Raw genomic sequence first — 18025 nt, 5'->3', positions numbered from 1 at the left:
ACGTTTTCTCTTACATTCAACGATGTCAAGATCATCGATGTCAAGATAGGTGGGTGGCGAGCACGGACAGTGAGACCTCGGTGACCAAGTCCGTCGGCGGCACCACCGTCGGTGACAACCTGCGTGCCTACGGGGGCGAGGACGGCGAGAGTCGGGTGGCTCGTCGGCGGGCGACGCTGATCGACGCTGCCCTGGAACTGTTGGGAGCCTCGGACGGTGGGTCGGTGACGGTCCGCGGAGTGTGCCGGGAGGCCGGACTGACCACGCGCTACTTCTACGAGAGCTTCGACTCGATCGAGGCGCTGGTGGGTGCGACGTTCGACGAGGTCATCGCCGAGATCTCGGCCGACGGCCTGGCCGCGTTCGCGGCCGGCGACGACGTCGAAGGCAAGGTCACCGCCGCGATCGGCGCCATCGTCCGCATCATCGACGAGGACCGCCGCAAAGGCAGGCTGCTGTTCTCGCAGTCCCTGCTGAGTCCGACGATCGCCGAGAAGCGGATGGAATCCACCGCGCTGTTCGCCGGGCTGACACTGCAGTCGGCGTCCGGGGTCATCGAGGTTCGGTCCGGTCCGAAGAGTGTCGCGGCGGCGCAGTTCCAGGTGGGCGGCCTCGCCCGGGTGCTCGGTGCGTGGCTCGAAGGGCACCTCGACCTGGACCGTGCCGGGGTGGTCGATGTCAGCGTGGGGCTGCTGATGGCACTCGCCGACGGTGTCGCCCGCTTTGCCGACTAGGCGTGCCCCGATGCTCCGATGGCGGACCGGTGGATGGCAACGACTATGTTGGAAGCCATGAGTAGTGGGGCCGGCGACACGGATGTCCGTCCAGAGTCCCTCGGCGAATGGCGAGACTACGGCGAGGCCGAGCTGCCCGTTCCGTTGGCGGCAGCGCTTGCCGCATTTGCCGAGCATGGCTATCACGGGACGTCGGTGCGGGAGATCGCCGCGCGGGCGAACCTGTCGGTGCCAGGTCTCTACCACCACTACCCGTCCAAGCAATCACTGTTGCAGGGGCTGCTCGAACGCACCATGACCGACCTGCTGCACCGCTCGGAGATGGCCATCGCCGAGGCTGGTGATCAGCCCGTCGACCAGTTCGACGCGGTCGTCGAGTCGTTGCTGCGTTTCCACATGTATCGGCGTGAACAGGCGTTTGTCGGCTCGACGGAGATCCGCAGCCTCGATGACAGCTACAAGCAGACCTACATCGGTCACCGCGACAGGCAGCAACGCATGGTCGACGAGATCGTCTTCGCCGGCGTCGCGGCCGGGGACTTCGCCACGCGCTATCCCAAGGACGCCTCGCGTGCGGTGGCGACGATGTGTGTCGGCGTCTCCACCTGGTTCAAGCTCGAGGGTGAACTCGGCGCGGACGAGTTGATCGCCCGGAATCTGCAGCTCGCCCGCGACACCGTGGGCTATCGGCCGGCCACTGTCGCCGACTGAGCGCATCGCCGCCATCGGCGCCTGGACTTGACCATCGAGGTCGCAGCTGGCATCGTGACGGTCGCCGAACGATCGCTCGGTCGGCGAACCTGATGAGGAGATGCGATGCCCGTGAATCTGCGATACGACCCCGAGGTCTCGGAGGTCGTCGACAAGACGAGCCGGTTCGTGCGCGAGTACGTCCTGCCGATCGAGGATGAGCACGGGGGAGACATCAACGCCGCCGTCGGTGACGAACTCCGGCGTGAGATGAATGCGAAGGCGAAGGCCGAAGGAATCTTCGCGCCGCACGCGCCGATCGAGTTCGGTGGTCTCGGACTGAACATGTCCGACCGGGTGCCCGTGTTCGCAGCCGCCGGCTACTCGACCTTCGGCCCGATCGCCCTGCACATCGGAGCCCCCGACGAGGGCAACGTGCACATGCTCGCCCATATCGCCAGCGATGAGCAGAAGCACAAGTATCTGGCCCCGCTGGCAGCCGGTGATGTCCGTTCGGCATTCGCGATGACCGAACCCTCACCCGGTGCCGGGTCGGACCCCAACGCGCTGAGCACCCTCGCGACAAAGGTCGATGGTGGCTGGAAGATCAACGGGGAGAAGCGATTCATCACGGGCGCGGAAGGCGCGGGATTCTTCATCATCATGGCCCGCACCGCGGGCTCGCCCGGTGACCGCGGCGGCGCGACGATGTTTCTCGCCCCCGCCGACACCCCCGGCATATCGGTGGACCGCCACATCGTGACCACCGATCGGTCGATGATCGGCGGGCACTGCGAGGTCAACTTCACCGACGTCTTCGTGCCCGATGAGGACATCCTGGGTGAGGTCGACGAAGGCTACCGATACGCGCAGGTCCGCCTGGGCCCGGCCCGGATGACCCATGTCATGCGGTGGTTCGGTTCGGCGCAGCGCTGCCACGACGTCGCCGTCGACTACGTGGCGCGCCGCGACGGCTTCGGCGGCAAGCTGGGTGACCTCGGCATGATCCAGCAGATGGTCGCGGACAACGAGATCGACCTCGCCGCGAGTATGGCGCTGCTGGTCAAGGCATGCCATGAACTCGATGCCGGCAGCCACGCGTCCAACGAGACATCGATCGCGAAAACCTTTGCGGCCGAGGCCTACACCCGGATCGTTGACCGCAGCATGCAGATGTGTGGCGGGATGGGTGTCTCCGACGACCTCCCGTTGGCGCGGCTGCAGCGTGAACTCCGGCCGTTCCGGATCTACGACGGCCCATCCGAGGTACATCGCTGGGCGATCGCCCGGCGTGCGGTTGGCCGGGCCAAGAAGGCCGCCCAGGCGGAGTCCAACGGATGAGCGACCATCCGGCCCTGAATTCCGCACTGCTGCGCGACTTCCTGGTGAATCGTGGCGTGGCCGTCGTCGGCGATCTGCGCGTGGACCTGATCAGCGGCGGCAAGTCCAACCTGACGTTCAGCGTCCGTGACGACGAAACCCGCTGGGTGGTGCGACGTCCGCCGATGAGTGGGCTGACTCCGTCTGCACACGACATGAACCGGGAGTGGGCGGTGACCAGTGCGCTACAAGCCACCGACGTCCCGGTCGCGACGACCGTGGCGATCGACGCGGACGGCGACGTTCTGGGCGCACCCTTCACGGTGGTGGAGTTCGTCGACGGCCGCGTGGTACGGACCGCGGAAGATCTGTCGGCACTGTCTGATGACGACGTGGCACGCAACCTCGACGGTCTCGTGGAGACATTGGCCCGCCTGCACGAAGTCGACTACCAGGCAGTGGGTCTGGGCGATTTCGGCCGCCCCGAAGGTTTTGCGGCTCGTCAGGTGAAACTGTGGGCCCGGCAGTGGGGCCACGTGAAGACGCGCGAGCTCGACGACGTCGACCGGCTGGTCGCGGAGTTGAGCGATCGGGTGCCGACGCAGGCGCGCAGCACGATCGTGCACGGTGACTACCGGGTCGACAACACAATCCTGTCCGCCGAGGACCCGGGTGTTGTTCGCGCGGTGGTGGATTGGGAGATGTCCACATTGGGCGACCCGATCACCGACGTTGCGTTGATGTGTGTGTATCGGCGTCCTGTGTTCGACCGCGTGGTCGGGTTCGAGGCGGCCTGGACCAGTGACCGCTATCCGTCGGCCGACGAGATCGCGCAGCGATACGCCGTGCGCGCGGGTCAGGATCTCGGCGACTGGGACTTCTACCTGGCGCTGGCGAATCTGAAACTCGGCGTCATCGCCGAGGGCATCACGCATCGGGCGCTGTCCGGGGCGGCGTCGGACGGTGCGGAGCGCGCCGCCGAGTCGACCGGCGATTTCATCGCCGCGGGTTTGACCACGTTGAGGGGGAAGAATCGTGTCTGACAACAAAGTTGCACTGGTCACCGGTGCATCCCGCGGCATCGGTGCGGCGATCGCCGAGCGATTCGCCGCCGACGGCTGGGATCTGACGATCTCCTCGCGTGGCCGGGAGGCGTTGGAGAGCAAGGCGAGTGAACTCGACGAGCTCGGCGCCGGTCGGGTCGAGGTGATTCCCGCTGACATGACCGATGCCGACGCCGTCGAGGCGCTGGCCACCGCTCACCGTGATGCGTTCGGTCGTTGCGATGCGCTCGTCATCAACGCGGGCATGGGTCAGAAGGGTCGCGTCGCGGATCTGCCGGTGCGTCGCTTCGACCGCTTGTATCAGGTCAATGTGCGTGCGCCGTACATCCTTTTGCAGTCGCTGATCCCGACGCTGCGGTCGACCGCGGAGGCCAACGGCGCGGCGAAGGTGATCGCGGTCGCATCGATCACCGGCGTCTATCCGGAGCCGGAACTCTCCGCATACGGCTCCACCAAGGCCGCGCTGATCTCGCTGTGTGAGACGTTCAATCTCGAGGAGTCGGGTAATGGTGTCAGCGCCACGACGATCGCGCCCGGATACGTGGACACCGACATGTCGGACTGGCTCAAGGACGAGATCCCCGGCAGCGAGATGATCACCGTCGCCGACGTGGCGACCATGGCGTACTCGGTCACCCAGCTGTCGCGGTATGCGGTGCTGCCCAACGTGATCCTGACCCGGCCGGGGACGAACCTGCACCGTGCGTGACCGGTGCCCTTCGTGACGCTTCGCTCGTTCCTCGCGAGGCTCCTCAGGGACCGGGTGGCGTTTGCACGCCTGCGGACGCGTGGCTTCCCGGGTGGTGAGGTGGCGTTCGCATGCCTGCGGACGGGTGGCTTTCCGGGTGGTGAGGTGAGGTTCGCTTTTTCGGTGAGTGGGGTGATGCCCGCGAACGGAGTGGCCGACAAACCCGCTCCCTGAGGAGCCCGCGAACGGAGTGGCGGCCAAACCCGCTCCCTGAGGAGCCCGCGAACGGAGTGGCGGCCAACCCCGCTCCCTGAGGAGCCCGCGAACGGGGCGGCCGCCCAACCCGCTCCCTGAGGAGCCCGCGAACGGAGTGAGCGTGCGTCACGAAGGGCGCGTCACCGGAAGGTGGCGACGCCCCCGTCACGGTCGGCGAGGTGGGCGTGCTCGTTGAACGACACCACCGACACTCCGCTGCGGCCGACGAGCAGTTTGGACACCGACGCGTTGACCATCGTCCGCGACAGAGCGGGCCAGGCCAACGGCGGGATCTGCCACAACTGGGCGAGCCACTGGGTGATGGTGCCGGCCGAGGAGACCACCACGACGGTCTGTCCGGAACCGGCCATCGCTGTTGCCCGCTCGGCAGCCGCGGACACACGCTTGGCGAAGTCCGCGTAGGTCTCACCCGTGCCGTGCTCGGTGTTGCCGGAGATCCACTCCGCGAGACCTTGGTCGAGCCGTCGTTGATAGTCGCGCCCGTCCCGGTACTCCTCGGCGCTCGCCGAGCCGACCAAGGCGGGGAGCGCGTACTCGTTCCAGTCGGGGTCGGTCTGGGCGGCCGGGGCGTTGTCGAACTGGCCGAGAACGCCGGTGAGCGTCTGCGACTGGCGGGCCAGATCGCCACTGACCGCAGTGGTCACCCCGTCGGTCAGACTCGCCAGCAGCGCGCCGCTGAGTCGCGCCTGCATAACACCCGTGTCGGTCAGCCCGCCGGGACCGTTGGGAGCCGGGTCGTCGGAATCGTAGATGCCGTACGCGTTCGGGTCCGCTTGTCCGTGCCGGACCAGGTAGATCACGCCCATGACTCACACCCTATGGCGTCGGCGACGTCCGCGATGAGTTCGGGTTGCCCGCACAGTCGGTATTCGTGTGTCCCGCGTGGCGTGGTCGGGCACCGAAGGAGTGTGCGATTTGTCGACGATGATGTTCGTCAATCTGCCCGTGGCCGATGTGGCGAGGTCGCGGGCCTTCTTCACACGGCTGGGTTTCCGGCTCGACGTCATGTTCTGCGACCGCGGCACCCTCTGTCTGGAGATCAACGAGAACTGTCGCGTCGTGCTCCACCGGACGGCGCGGTTCGCCGGTTACGCCGCCGGTGCGGTCGCCGATCCCCACAGCGGAGGGCGGGAGACGTTGGTGGCGGTGTCGGCGTCATCACGCCGCGAGGTCGACCGATGCGTGGATGCCGCCCTGGCCCACGGCGGAACGGCGCTACGCGATCCCGAGGACCTCGGCTTCATGTACTGCCGAAGCTTCTGCGATCTGGACGGACATGCCTGGGAACTGGTGTGGATGGATCCCACCCAGATCCCCCAGGACGACGACTGACTGATCTCTCGGTACAGACCCGTCCGGGTCAGTGGAATGGGCTCGGCGCCGTGCGCGCCGGCGCCTCATACGGCGTGGCGGGCAGGCCGAACCGCGCGAAGTCCTCTTCCATCGTCGAGCTGAAGAATGCCACCACGTGATCGACCGCGCCGTCGCTGTCGAGCTCGAGTACCTGCAGCTGGAACGGTCGGTGCACCCCGTCGGGCTCCAACATGTACAGCCCGAACGCAGGTTGCCCGTTCGCCGTGGTCGGCAGCAGGATCTGGTCGCCGTCCTTCTCGGCCGGGCAGTTGCGACGGATCAGGGTACCGATCGCGTCGGCGCCCTGATACCAACCGGTGAACGGCGGCATCTCCCAGATGGACTTGTCGGTGAACATCTCGACGATGGCGTCGACGTCGTAGCGTTCGAACGCCGAGACGTACTTGGCCAGCAACTCACGCTTCGTGGCGTCGTCGAGCTCGCTCGGAGACTCATCGCGCGCCGGGACGTTCTTGAGCTGTTCGCGTGCGCGCTGGAGCAAGCTGTTCACCGTCGCGGTGGTCACGCCGATGGTGTCGGCCACCTCGGCGGCCTTCCACTGGAGCACGTCCCGCAGGATGAGCACGGCCCGCTGACGTTCGGGCAGATGCTGCAGGGCCGCGATGAAGGCGAGCCGGATGGATTCGCGGGCACCCACCACGAACGCGGGGTCGGCGTCGTCGCCGGGAGCGATCTCGTCGACCGTTCCTGCGAACGGCTCGAGCCACGGGACCTCGTGGTCCTGCAAGAGGTCGTCGGTCGGGTCGTATGCGTCCCCGCCGAGACCGGATGGCAGCGGACGCCGCTGTCGGCTCTGCAATGCGGTGAGGCACGTATTGGTGGCGATCTTGTGCAGCCAGGTGCGGACCGATGCCCGACGATCGAATTTCTCGTAGCCACGCCACGCCCGCAGATAGGTCTCCTGCATGAGGTCCTCGGCGTCGTGGTGGGACCCCATCATGCGGTAACAGTGCGCCAGGATCTCACGCCGAAACGGCTCGGAGACCTGGAGAAACTCTTCGTCGGAGGCGGTGCGGGTGGTCGCGGTGGACATGTGACCAAGGTTACTGGAACCCACCGACAGGTTCAGCCCCGAAAAGGTCGGCGTCATCTATGGAACCGATCCGTGCGTCGGTGCGTCCAAGAAGTACTCGTCGGCCCGGCGATCGTGAGGGGGATCGCCGGGCCGACGACGGTTTCCTCGGTGCCGGCCGTTTGAATCAGCGTGCGCGCAAACCGCGCGAGCGATGCCGCGTCGGCCTATCGTCGCCGGTGAGCGCCCATATCCACCGCACGCCCAAGGCTGCGGCGCGGGCTCATCACGGGTTGCCACCCCGGTCGATCCGTTGCTAGCTTGATCGTCATGACGAGCCGCCAGCCCTACGTCCCAGAGGTCACGTATGTGACAACTGCTCTGGGCTGTCGGTTGCCGTTTGCTCGCGTCCTGTGTTGTCGCCGAATGCGCTGACCCCAGCATTCGATCCCTCGGGCCGTCGTCGGCCCAGATCTTCCCGCCCATCCGGGTGGCCTGCGCCGCATCAGGCGCGGAGCCGGTCCGGATGTGGCACATTCGATGAGGACACACAGATGACCGCCACGCTCGACCATCACACCCGTTCGATCACCTCCGCACCCCTTCGACCTCACGTTCGGTTGGCGTCACCCGCGAAGGCGCCGGTCCGGAAGGGGGTAACCGAGATTCACGTCGCCACCCCGCAATTACAGCTGTCGTCGAAGCCGGCCGCCCTGGTGCTGCGCACCGCTCGTCTCTCCGGCCCGGTGTTCCGTGATGTCGCCGCAGAGCAGACCGGGCTGAGTATCTCCACCGTCAACCGTCAGGTCGGCGCCTTGCTGAAGGCAGGGCTCATCCGCGAACGCGCGGATCTCGCGCCGGCCGGTGCGATCGGTCGCCCGCGGCTGCCGTTCGAGCTCAACGTCGCCGACTTCCTGACCCTCGGCATCCACATCGGCTACAAGGTCACCTCGATCACCACCCACGATCTGTTGCACCGGGTCGTCGGCGCCATCCAGATCCCCACCCCGGTCGCCGACACGCCCGAGCAGACGCTGTCCGCCATCGGAGAGAGCGCGCGGCGGTTCGTGTCCCGCTGGACGGGGCGGCGGGTGCTGTGGGCCGGTGTCGCCCTCGGTGGCCGCGTCACAGCGGGCGGCTTCGTGGACCATCCGCGACTGGGCTGGTCCGGCGCCCCGGTCGGCCGGATCATCGCCGAACGCGTCGGCCTGCCGGTCTCGGTCGCCTCGCACGTCGAGGCCATGGCCGCCGCCGAGCTCGTCGTCAATCCGGAGCAGAAGAAATCGAGCTTCCTGTACTTCTATGCGCGCGAGATGGTCGGTACCGCGTTCTGCGTCGACGGCATGGTGCACACGCCTGCGGCCGGTCCGCCGGTGATCGGCCATTTTCCGACCGGACCCACCAAACTGCTCGATCCCGGGAACACCGGCAGGCTGGAGCCGGCGACCAGCGACACCGGAGTCGTCGATGCGGCGCAGGCCGCCGGACTGTCGGTGAGCGACATCGAAGGAGTGCACGAACTCGCCCGTGGCGGGGACGCGACCGCACGAGCGCTGCTGGAGGAGCGGGCCGAGGTGCTCGGACGCACCGTCGCGTTGATCGCCGACATCTTCAACCCGGACCACGTCGTCCTCGGTGGGCAGGCGTTCACCGATTTCCCGGCGACGCTGCCGACCGTGGCCAAGGCTCTCAAGACCACTTCGGTGGTTGCCAACCGGGATGTGCGCGTCTCACATTCCGGGTCGACGGTGCAGCAACAGGCCGCCGGCGCGGTCTCGCTCGACGCCATCTACGCCGATCCACTGGAGGCGCTCGCCATCACGGCGTGAGCGGCCGATCGTTCGTCCGCCGGTTCTCCGCTCGTCCGTGCGAAATAACAGGGGACGAATGGGGCACCGGCGGACGAACTTCGGGGTATCGGGGCAGCTCAATCGGAGGTGCGCTTGGTGTAGGCGCGCAGTGCGAACGGTGCGAACACGATCGTCAGCGCGATCGCCCAGATGATCGTCGCGATCTCGGGGTGCTGCAGCGGCCACGGCGCGTCCGGGCCGGCCGCGGGTCCGTTGCCCCACAGCACTCGCATCGCTTGGACGAGCGCGGAGATCGGGTTCCACTCCGCTATCGTCCGCAGCCAGGTGGGCATCGGGGCCGTGGGCACGAAGGCGTTCGACAGGAACGTCAGCGGGAACAGCGTGGTGAACATGAAGCCGTTGACCGCCTCCACCGAGGTCAGCCACGAGCCGACGAGGATGCCGAACCAGATCATCGCGAAACCGAACAGCAGAACGAGCGCGAAGCCGAGCACCGCCTCACCGAAACCGTTGTGGATTCGCCACCCGATGGCCAGGCCGGTGATCGCCATGACCACGATCCCGATCGACGAATGCAGCAGACTGGCGATGCTGCGGCCGATCAACACCGACGAGCGGCGGATCGGCAGCGAGCGGAACCGGTCGATGATCCCCTTCTCGAGGTCGGCGGTGATACCGGTCGCCACGATGAACGCGGTGAACACGATGGTCTGGCCCATGATGCCCGGCAGCAGGAACTCCTTGTAGGAGACACCTCCGGTGTTGGTGATGGATGCGCCGAACACGTACGCGAACAACAGCACGAACATGATCGGCTGGATGGTCACGTCGGAGAGCATCTCCGGCATGCGTCTGGTGTGGATCATGTTGCGTTTCACCATGATCCAGGACTGTTGCCAGATGCTGGTCTGATGTATCTCGGGACGCTGGGTCACCGAGTCGGTGGTGGTGATCGTGCTGGTCATGCGGATTGCTCCTCTTCGGAGGCCGAGTCGTCCTCGGCACGGTGACCGGTGAGTGACAGGAACACGTCGTCCAGGCTGGGTCGGGCGAGACCGAGGTCGTCCACGGCGATGCCGCTCTCGTCGAACCAGGCGACGACCCGGGTCAGATCGCCGAGTCCGTCGGCGGGTGCGGTGAGTCGTCGGGCACCGTGGTCGATGAAGACGTCGGTGCCGGTCTTGCGCAGGAGTGCCTCGGCCTCGGGGATGTCGTGAGGGTCGGACACGGTGAGAACCAGACTCGCCGCGCCCGCCTGCTGCTTGAGTTGCAGCGGGGTGCCGTGCGCGATGATCTTGCCTTTGTCGATCACCACGATGTCGTCGGCGAGTTGATCGGCCTCTTCGAGGTACTGGGTGGTCAGCAACAGGGTGGTGCCGTCGGCAACCAGATTCCGCAGTACCTCCCACAGCTCGGATCGGCTGCGCGGATCGAGGCCGGTGGTCGGCTCGTCCAGGAAGAGCACAGGTGGCGCCGCCAGCAGGCTGACCGCGAGGTCGAGTCGCCTACGCATGCCACCCGAGTATGACTTGACCTGTTTGTTCCCGGCGTCGGTGAGCGAGAACTGCTCGAGCAGGCGATCGGCACGGCGCGCAAGCTCCTTGCGCCCGATCCCGTACAGACCGCCGATCATCCGGATGTTCTCCCGGCCGGTCAGGATCTCGTCGACGGTGGCGGCCTGGCCGGTCAACCCCATGCTCCGGCGGACCATTTCGGGTTGGGTCGCCACGTCGTACCCGGCGATGCGAGCCGAACCGCTGGTGGGCGGTGACAGCGTGGTCATCATCCGCACGATGGTGGTCTTGCCGGCGCCGTTGGGCCCGAGCAATCCGAGGACGGAGCCCTGCGGCACGGTGAAGCTGACTCCGTCGACCGCGGTGAAGTCACCGAACCGTTTCACCAGATCGATGGCCTCGATGGCGACGTCGCGCGTTGCCGGGTCCGCGGCTGCCACTGCTGGGACGGTAGGTGAGCTCATGTTTCTCCACGCTATCGATGGGGTTGGACAATTGGCGAGCGATTTTTCGGCGGGAACCGGGTCATCGTCCTCGTTTCGTCAGACCCGATCGGCCGCCGGAAATCATCGGGTGATCGCCGGTCGATGTCCGATTTGCCTGACCAGGCTAGAACCTCAAGTCGGGTTGAGGTCAAGATCCAGGTAGAAGTGCGCACATGCGTCGAAAATACGGAGAAATATCAGCAACTGCGGATACTCTCGTTGAATGACAGAGGTTCGGATTCGAGATGCGGCGACGCTGCTCGGGGTCAGTGACGACACCGTGCGGCGGTGGGTTGCCGCGGGACGACTCGAGGCGACCACGGCGGAGCATGCCGTCACCACGGTGGATGGTGCTCAACTGGCGGCTCTGGCATCCGAGCGTGCGGGACGGCAGCCGGATGACGGCAGCGGCGTCCTGAGATCTGCTCGCAACCGATTCACCGGGCTCGTCACCGAGGTCATCGCCGACGGCGTCATGGCTCAGGTGACGATGCAGTGCGGGCCGTTCGAGGTCACGTCCTTGATGAGTTCACAGTCGGCGCGTGACCTGGCGCTCGAGCCCGGGGTGATCGCCACCGCGGTGGTCAAGGCCACCACGGTGATCGTGGAGCGCTCGGCCGGCTGACCGACCAGTTTCCGTGAGATCCGATGTTTCGTGAGACACAGAGTTCGTGATGACGAGGAGGCGACAAGGTCGTGCGAGTGAGAATGCGGCGAGGGCCGGCCGTGATGGTGGCCGTTCTGACCGTGGCGGTCGGGGCGGTGGGATGTTCGGGCAACGGCGACGGCAGCGGCAAGGAGGTCCTCGACGTCTACGCCGCGGCATCGCTGCGGGATACATTCACCGAGATCGCCGGGTACTACGAGAAGGCACACACCGACGTCGACGTCCGGCTCAACTTCGCGGGCTCGTCGGCGCTGGTGAACCAGATCCAGCAAGGCGCAACCGCCGATGTCATCGCGACCGCCGACCAGGCGACGATGGCCAAACTCGGTGACACCGCCGTCGATCCGAAGGTCTTCGCCACCAACACGCTGACCATCGTGACCACACCGGGCAATCCGAAGAACATCAGGGCCTTCGCGGACCTGGGCAATCGCGAGGTGAAGACCGTCGTGTGTGCGGTTCAGGTGCCGTGCGGCGCGGCGACCGCGACGGTCGAGAAGAACACGGGTATCGACGTCACACCCGTCAGCGAAGAGTCGTCGGTCAGTGCGGTCCTGGCCAAGGTGACCTCCGGTCAGGCCGACGCCGGTCTGGTCTATGTCACCGACGCCGAGAGCGCGGGCGACAAGGTGTCGTCGGTGGGTGACGCCGCGTTCGCCAAGGTCGTCAACTCCTATCCGATCGCGACGGTGAAAGGGACCCAGCACGAACAGGATGCGCAGATGTTCGTCGACATGGTGCTCGGGGAGACGGGGGCAGAGGTGTTGAGCAAGGCCGGGTTCAGTCCCGCGCCGGCCTGAGATGCGCCGCGTCCCGCTGTGGCTGCACATTCCGGCGCTGATCGGGATCGGGTTCATCCTGATCGGTCCGGTCGCGGTGATCGTGCGTATGCCGTGGGCGGAGTTCGTGTCGTCGGTGACGTCACCGGAATCGCTGGATGCGCTGCGGCTGTCGCTGCTGACCGCGTTGGTGAGTACCGTGTTGTGTCTGCTGTTCGGGGTTCCGATGGCGATGGTGTTCGCCCGATCGAATGGTGTCGTGGTGCGAATCGTCCGCGCACTGGTGTTGTTGCCGTTGGTGTTACCGCCGGTCGTGGGCGGCCTCGCCCTGCTCTATGCACTCGGACGTCGGGGCATCGTCGGCGAGTACCTCGACGACGCGGGTATCACCATCGCCTTCACCACGACTGCGGTGATTCTTGCACAGACCTTCGTCGCCCTGCCGTTCCTGGTGATCAGCGTCGAGGGTGCGCTGCGGTCGACCGATGCGGAATACGAGCAGGTGGCCGCCACCCTAGGTGCCGGACCCACTCGCACGCTGTGGAAAGTGACACTGCCGCTGGTGGTCCCGTCGCTGCTGGCAGGCACCGTGCTGGCGTTTGCGCGTGCCCTGGGGGAGTTCGGTGCGACGATCACCTTCGCCGGGAATCTGCCCGGAACAACGCAGACCGCGCCGCTGAAGATCTACCTGGACTCGATCACCGACCCTGCCCAGGCGCTGCCGTTGGCGCTGTTGCTGATGGCGGTTGCGCTCGTGGTGGTCGTCGCCGTACATCTTCGACCGAGCCGCGCGGTCGCGACATGAGTGGATTGGCGGCGCAGGTCAGATCCGAAAGGCCATACGTCACTGTTGATCTCGATGTCGGAAACGGCACGACACTCGCGATCATGGGTCCGAACGGGGCCGGCAAGAGCACGACACTGGCTGTGCTGGCCGGGCTGCGGCGAACGCCCGGGTCGACGATCAGAGTAGGCGACACCGTCCTGCAGCAGGGACGACATTTTGTCGCGCCGCACCGACGATCGATCGTCCTGCTGGCCCAGCGAGCGCGATTGTTCCCGCACCTGAACGTGCGTCGCAACGTCGCCTTCGGACCAGGCGCGGCCCGCCTCGGCCGAAGCGAGATCGTCGCGCGCACCGACCACTGGCTGGATGCGGTCGGAGTCGCCGATCTCGCTGACCGCATGCCGAATCAATTGTCGGGTGGGCAGGCTCAGCGTGTCGCGGTGGCCCGTGCGCTGGCCGCCGAACCCGACGTGTTGTTGCTCGACGAGCCGTTCGCCGCGCTCGATGTGTCTGTGGCGCAGCAGATCCGATCATTGTTACGTGATCTCCTCGCGGGACGGGCCGGTGTGACAATCCTGGTCACCCACGACCTGATCGACGCGGTGAGTCTGGCGTCGGATGTGCTCGTGATGGATCATGGGCGGGTGGTCGACGGCGGCCCGACACGTGAGGTCCTCACGTCGCCCGGGCACCCGTTCACCGCCTCGTTGTCGGGACTCAACCTGTTCGTCGGCAACCATGTCGATCACGGCGTCGACGACGGAGCCGGACATCGGGTCGTCGGGATCGCCGAGGACGTGCTGGCCGCCGGTGCACCCTGCGCGGCGGCGTTCTCCCCGCGTGCGGTTGCGGTCTACCTCGAAGCGCCGCACGGGAGTCCACGTACCGCGATGCGCGCCAGGGTTTCCGAGGTGCTGCCGCGCGGCGACCACGCGGTGGTGCGCACGCTCTGCGGCGAGCAGGTCGTTGATGCGGAGGTCACCTGGGATGCGGTCGCCGATCTCGCGATGGCGCCCGGGTTGGAGGTGATGCTGGTGGTCAAGGCGAGCGAGGTGCGGATCTACGGCGTCGCGTCGTCGGTGGCCGGGGCAACGGGATCGGACTCGATCGGACCGTCATAGTATTTGTTGGCCTCGAGGGTCTTTGCCTTCAGCCGGCGATAGCCGCGGACGCTCAGCGACGGTATGGATTTGACGTAGAACCGCTCGTCGTCGACAAGGCTGTCGGCCATCGACTCATCGACGAGAGTCGTTCCGGGGCGGGCAGATCCGGCCAGTCGGGCCGCGATGTTCACCGGCTCGCCGAACACGTCGCCGAGCCGGCTGAGCACATGACCGCGCGCGAGGCCGACCCGAAGCGGCGGAATGCGCTCATCGGTGGACAGGGTGTGCAGCGCCAGGGCGATCGCCGCGGCCGCGACCGGTTCGTGGCAGGTGAACATGACCGCGTCGCCGAGGGTCTTCACCACGTGACCGCCGTTGGCCGCGACGATCTCGAAACTGTCCTCCTCGAACGACTCGAGCAAGGACTCGAGTTCATCCAGAGCGATGCGGCGCGACAAGCTGGTGTAGCCGACGATGTCGGCGAACCCGACCACCAGGTCGTGACTCTCATCGGTCTCGTGCGCGATGTGGTGCTCCAGCGCGAGTGCGAGGTGTCGTCGCCAGATGAGTTGCTGGACCTGGCCGAGTGCGCCACTCATCTGGCCGACGGACCAGGGCACATCGGGGTTCCGATCGAGGTCGCGGAGCTGGTCGGCCTGCCAGTCGGCGAGGCGGGCCATCGTCTGCCCGATGGCGCGTGCGATGGCAACCTGCGCATTCTGCGGCATCGTGCGCTCGGAATCGGCAAACAGGCGCAGAGCGTCGAGGTCGGTCTCGGTGAAGATCTTCTCCGGCGTCGATGTCCGAGCGAAACCGAAAGCGTTCCAGATCTTCTCCGCATACTCGGGACTCAGGCCGAGTTCGGCGATCAACTCGTCACGGGTGTAGCGGGGTTCGTTTCCGCCGCTGGATCCGGTCACGGTCTGAGCATAGTGATACAAACCTCCGACCGAGTCTCAACCGCTGATCGAGTCACGTCGAGCGGGGCATCGACCTCGTCTCACACCCCCAGCACGCCCTTCATCAGATACGCCATCTGTGCACCGAATTCAGGTCGAGTGGTGCCGCGACGCATCCGGATGGCGTCGTTCACCACGGACAGGGCCGCATGCACGGCGACGGTCGCTCGTTCGCGGGTCAGCGCAGGGTCGGCGTCCATCAGCAGGTCCACCCATCGGGCGACGTAACGCCGTTGGATGTCGATGAGGTCGGATGCGTTGGGCTGGCCGGACAGGGCGTAGGAGTTGTTGAAGGCCACCGAGAGGTCGGGCGTCGTGGTGATGACATTGACGTACGAATCCACCAGCAATGCGAGAAGTTTCGCCGGGTCGGAGGTCGAGCCATAGGCGGCCATCACTCCGGCTTCCAGGCGCGTCGCACTGCGTTGGCCGATGCCGAGCAGGATCGCCAGCTTGGAGCTGAAGTGTTTGTAGACACTCGGGCCGGTGATGCCCACGGCAGCGCCGATGTCGTCGACGCCGACGCCGGCGTATCCCCGATCGGCGAACAGGGTTGCTGCCGCATCGAGGATCTGGTCGCGACGGGTGGGTTCGCCGACCCCCGTCGGTGGCATCGGCGGCAGCGGGGGCGCGGTGCTCGGCCGGAGAGCGACCACCCGACGCACCAGGAGGTCGATCTCCTCGAGTGCGCGTGTGGTCGACATCCGGGTGTTGTGCACCGACAGGCTGCCCGCGACGCTGAGCGTCGCCCACGCCAGGGTGACGGCCTCCCGCTCACCCAGGTCGGTTCCATCGGCCAGCGCCGCTCCCCACCGGTGCAGGATCGCTCGGGTGCGCAGCACCACCTCGCGGTTCTGTTCGTCGGTGAGGTGTTGGCTGGCCCACCGCCACAGCGACGTCGATTCGGGGCGTCGCACGCCGAGGGTGCAGGCGGCCTCGATGAGATCGGCGGTCGGCGATTGACCGCTCAGGGCGCGGTCGGTGCAGATCTGCAGATCGTCGACACCCGCCAGCACGGCGGCCGCGAGCAAGGCCTGCTTGTCGTCGAAATGCCGGTACACCGACGGTGCGGTGACCCCGGCCGCGCGTGCTATGTCGGCCAACGACACCTGCGTGTAGCCCCGCTCGGCGAACAGTGCCGCAGCGTGCTGGACCAGCTGACCTTTGCGGTCGGTCGGTCGCGCGCGCCGGGTCGGTTTCGGAGTAGCCATGGTGAATCGACCATAGCGCATAATTAGCGGTGCAAGTGAGTCCCTGACCACCCGGTATGGCCAAACAAGTTATTCCGCGTTAGCCTGGGAGGGTAACCACACATGGTTCATGCGAAAGGAACACTCAACGTGGCTGAGCAAGCATTCATCTACGAGGCGATCCGTACGCCCCGTGGCAAGCAGCGCGGCGGTTCGCTGCACAGCATCAAGCCGGTCGATCTGGTCTCCGGGCTGATCGACGAGGTTCTCGCCCGGCACGGATCGCTCGATCCGGCCGACGTCAACGACGTGGTCCTCGGCGTCGTCTCGCCGGTGGGCGAGCAGGGTGCGGTCATCTCCCGTACCGCCGCGCTGAACAGCGGCTTGCCCGAGAGCGTCCCCGGCACCCAGATCAACCGGTTCTGCGCATCCGGCCTCGAGGCCACCAACCTGGCCGCGGCAAAGGTCGCGTCGGGCTTCGACGACCTGGTCCTCGCCGGTGGTGTGGAGTCGATGTCGCGCGTCCCGATGGGCAGCGACGGCGGCGCACTGTTCACCGACCCCGCCACCGCCTACGACAACTACATCGTTCCGCAGGGCATCGGCGCCGACCTGATCGCGACCATCGAGGGCTTTTCCCGCGAGGACGTCGACGCATTTGCCGCCGAGTCACAGGCACGTGCCGAGAAGGCCTGGACCAGTGGCTACTTCACCAAGTCCGTGGTCCCCGTCCGGGACATCAACGGCGTCATCGTGCTCGACCAGGACGAGCATCGTCGTCCCGGCTCGACCGTCGAATCGCTCGGCAAGCTCAAGCCCGCCTTCCAGGCGCTGGCCGACATGGCCGGATTCGATGATGTCGCGCTGCAGAAGTACCACTCGGTCGAGAAGATCAACCACGTCCACACCGGTGGCAACAGCTCCGGCATCGTCGACGGTTCCGGACTGGTCCTCCTCGGCAGCGAAGAGGCCGGCAAGCGCAACGGGCTCACCCCGCGCGGCCGCGTCGTCACCTTCGCCGAGATCGGTTCCGAGCCGACCATCATGCTCACCGGCCCCACCCCGGCCACCGAGCTGGCGCTGAAGAAGGCCGGCCTGACCGTCGACGACATCGACGTCTTCGAGCTCAACGAGGCGTTCGCGTCGGTCGTCATGAAGTGGATGAAGGATCTGAAGATCCCGCACGAGAAGGTCAACGTCAACGGTGGCGCGATCGCCATGGGTCACCCGCTCGGCGCAACCGGCGCGATGATCTTCGGCACCTGCCTCGACGAGCTCGAGCGCACCGGCGGCCGCTACGGCCTGGTCACCCTGTGCATCGGCGGCGGCATGGGCGTCGCGACCATCATCGAGCGTCTCTGACCTTCCCGACCGTCGTCATCGGCCCTTCGTGACGCCTCGCTCGTTCCTCGCGAGGCTCCTCAGGGAGCGGAGGGACGCGCTCGTTCTTCGCGAGGCTCCTCAGGGAGCGGAGGGACGCGCTCGTTCCTCGCGAGGCTCCTCAGGGAGCGGAGGGACGCGCTCGTTCTTCGCGAGGCTCCTCAGGGAGCGGGGGGACGTGCTCGCTCCCCC

At 66.6% G+C, this 18025-nt stretch carries 18 protein-coding genes; 12 read left to right on the top strand and 6 right to left on the bottom strand.

The annotated features are described in order from the left end of the window. Positions 1-53: 53 nt before the first annotated feature. From AC4AMJ_RS21745 to AC4AMJ_RS21725, 5 genes are all read left to right on the top strand, one after another. Positions 54-734, top strand: coding sequence for a TetR/AcrR family transcriptional regulator (locus AC4AMJ_RS21745; RefSeq protein ID WP_489899050.1), 681 nt, complete (start codon positions 54-56; stop codon positions 732-734). A 57-nt stretch (positions 735-791) separates the two neighbouring features. After that, positions 792-1445, top strand: coding sequence for a TetR/AcrR family transcriptional regulator (locus AC4AMJ_RS21740; protein WP_489899051.1), 654 nt, complete (start codon positions 792-794; stop codon positions 1443-1445). A 105-nt stretch (positions 1446-1550) separates the two neighbouring features. Continuing rightward, complete coding sequence (locus tag AC4AMJ_RS21735; protein WP_489914616.1) at positions 1551-2765, top strand: acyl-CoA dehydrogenase family protein; 1215 nt, start codon at positions 1551-1553, stop codon at positions 2763-2765. Beyond that, positions 2762-3787, top strand: coding sequence for a phosphotransferase family protein (locus AC4AMJ_RS21730; RefSeq protein WP_489899053.1), 1026 nt, complete (start codon positions 2762-2764; stop codon positions 3785-3787). The genes AC4AMJ_RS21735 and AC4AMJ_RS21730 overlap by 4 nt, the downstream gene beginning before the upstream one ends. Then, positions 3780-4517, top strand: a complete 738-nt coding sequence (locus AC4AMJ_RS21725; RefSeq protein ID WP_489899054.1) for an SDR family NAD(P)-dependent oxidoreductase — start codon at positions 3780-3782, stop codon at positions 4515-4517. The genes AC4AMJ_RS21730 and AC4AMJ_RS21725 overlap by 8 nt, the downstream gene beginning before the upstream one ends. Before the next feature lie 374 nt (positions 4518-4891). Here the strand turns inward: AC4AMJ_RS21725 and AC4AMJ_RS21720 are convergent, their stop codons facing one another. Beyond that, positions 4892-5578, bottom strand: coding sequence for a histidine phosphatase family protein (locus AC4AMJ_RS21720; protein ID WP_489899055.1), 687 nt, complete (start codon positions 5576-5578; stop codon positions 4892-4894). A gap of 109 nt (positions 5579-5687) precedes the next feature. On the opposite strand from AC4AMJ_RS21720, the gene AC4AMJ_RS21715 reads away from it, so the two are divergent. Next, positions 5688-6104 (top strand): VOC family protein, encoded by a 417-nt coding sequence (locus AC4AMJ_RS21715; RefSeq protein WP_489914614.1) that lies wholly within the window; start codon positions 5688-5690, stop codon positions 6102-6104. 28 nt (positions 6105-6132) lie between these two features. Here the strand turns inward: AC4AMJ_RS21715 and AC4AMJ_RS21710 are convergent, their stop codons facing one another. Further along, positions 6133-7179, bottom strand: coding sequence for a sigma-70 family RNA polymerase sigma factor (locus tag AC4AMJ_RS21710; RefSeq protein ID WP_489899057.1), 1047 nt, complete (start codon positions 7177-7179; stop codon positions 6133-6135). A gap of 644 nt (positions 7180-7823) precedes the next feature. On the opposite strand from AC4AMJ_RS21710, the gene AC4AMJ_RS21705 reads away from it, so the two are divergent. Then, on the top strand, positions 7824-8987 hold the full coding sequence (locus AC4AMJ_RS21705) for an ROK family transcriptional regulator (RefSeq protein WP_489918484.1): 1164 nt from the start codon (positions 7824-7826) through the stop codon (positions 8985-8987). Positions 8988-9085: 98 nt separating this feature from the next. Here the strand turns inward: AC4AMJ_RS21705 and AC4AMJ_RS21700 are convergent, their stop codons facing one another. Both AC4AMJ_RS21700 and AC4AMJ_RS21695 read right to left on the bottom strand, forming a co-directional pair. Continuing rightward, positions 9086-9934 carry an ABC transporter permease gene (locus AC4AMJ_RS21700; protein ID WP_489899058.1) on the bottom strand — a complete coding sequence of 283 codons (849 nt, stop codon included), beginning with the start codon at positions 9932-9934 and terminating at the stop codon, positions 9086-9088. Then, positions 9931-10947 (bottom strand): ATP-binding cassette domain-containing protein, encoded by a 1017-nt coding sequence (locus AC4AMJ_RS21695; RefSeq protein ID WP_489914612.1) that lies wholly within the window; start codon positions 10945-10947, stop codon positions 9931-9933. The genes AC4AMJ_RS21700 and AC4AMJ_RS21695 overlap by 4 nt, the downstream gene beginning before the upstream one ends. A 244-nt stretch (positions 10948-11191) precedes the next feature. Here AC4AMJ_RS21695 and AC4AMJ_RS21690 point away from each other — a divergent pair, with 244 nt between their 5' ends. From AC4AMJ_RS21690 to AC4AMJ_RS21675, 4 genes are all read left to right on the top strand, one after another. Then, a complete protein-coding gene (locus AC4AMJ_RS21690) occupies positions 11192-11593 on the top strand; it encodes a TOBE domain-containing protein (RefSeq protein WP_489914610.1) in 402 nt (133 codons plus the stop codon). Between the two features lie 83 nt (positions 11594-11676). After that, complete coding sequence (gene modA / locus AC4AMJ_RS21685; protein ID WP_489918483.1) at positions 11677-12435, top strand: molybdate ABC transporter substrate-binding protein; 759 nt, start codon at positions 11677-11679, stop codon at positions 12433-12435. A gap of 1 nt (position 12436) precedes the next feature. After that, a complete protein-coding gene (locus AC4AMJ_RS21680) occupies positions 12437-13219 on the top strand; it encodes an ABC transporter permease (RefSeq protein ID WP_489899061.1) in 783 nt (260 codons plus the stop codon). Next, positions 13216-14322 carry a sulfate/molybdate ABC transporter ATP-binding protein gene (locus tag AC4AMJ_RS21675; RefSeq protein ID WP_489914608.1) on the top strand — a complete coding sequence of 369 codons (1107 nt, stop codon included), beginning with the start codon at positions 13216-13218 and terminating at the stop codon, positions 14320-14322. The genes AC4AMJ_RS21680 and AC4AMJ_RS21675 overlap by 4 nt, the downstream gene beginning before the upstream one ends. Here AC4AMJ_RS21675 and AC4AMJ_RS21670 read toward each other — a convergent pair. Both AC4AMJ_RS21670 and AC4AMJ_RS21665 read right to left on the bottom strand, forming a co-directional pair. Further along, a complete protein-coding gene (locus AC4AMJ_RS21670; protein WP_489914606.1) occupies positions 14262-15224 on the bottom strand; it encodes an adenylate/guanylate cyclase domain-containing protein in 963 nt (320 codons plus the stop codon). The genes AC4AMJ_RS21675 and AC4AMJ_RS21670 overlap by 61 nt on opposite strands. Positions 15225-15304: 80 nt before the next feature. Continuing rightward, on the bottom strand, positions 15305-16474 hold the full coding sequence (locus AC4AMJ_RS21665) for a TetR/AcrR family transcriptional regulator (RefSeq protein ID WP_489914604.1): 1170 nt from the start codon (positions 16472-16474) through the stop codon (positions 15305-15307). 129 nt (positions 16475-16603) lie between these two features. Here AC4AMJ_RS21665 and AC4AMJ_RS21660 point away from each other — a divergent pair, with 129 nt between their 5' ends. Continuing rightward, the gene (locus AC4AMJ_RS21660) at positions 16604-17815 is read left to right on the top strand and encodes an acetyl-CoA C-acetyltransferase (protein WP_489899066.1); all 1212 of its coding nucleotides are present in this window, start codon (positions 16604-16606) and stop codon (positions 17813-17815) included. Positions 17816-18025 lie beyond the last annotated feature (210 nt).

The organism is Gordonia sp. LMA484 (assembly GCF_058129505.1).
Note: the sequence above shows the minus strand (reverse complement) of the source record. Positions and strands in the feature narration are given on the sequence as shown.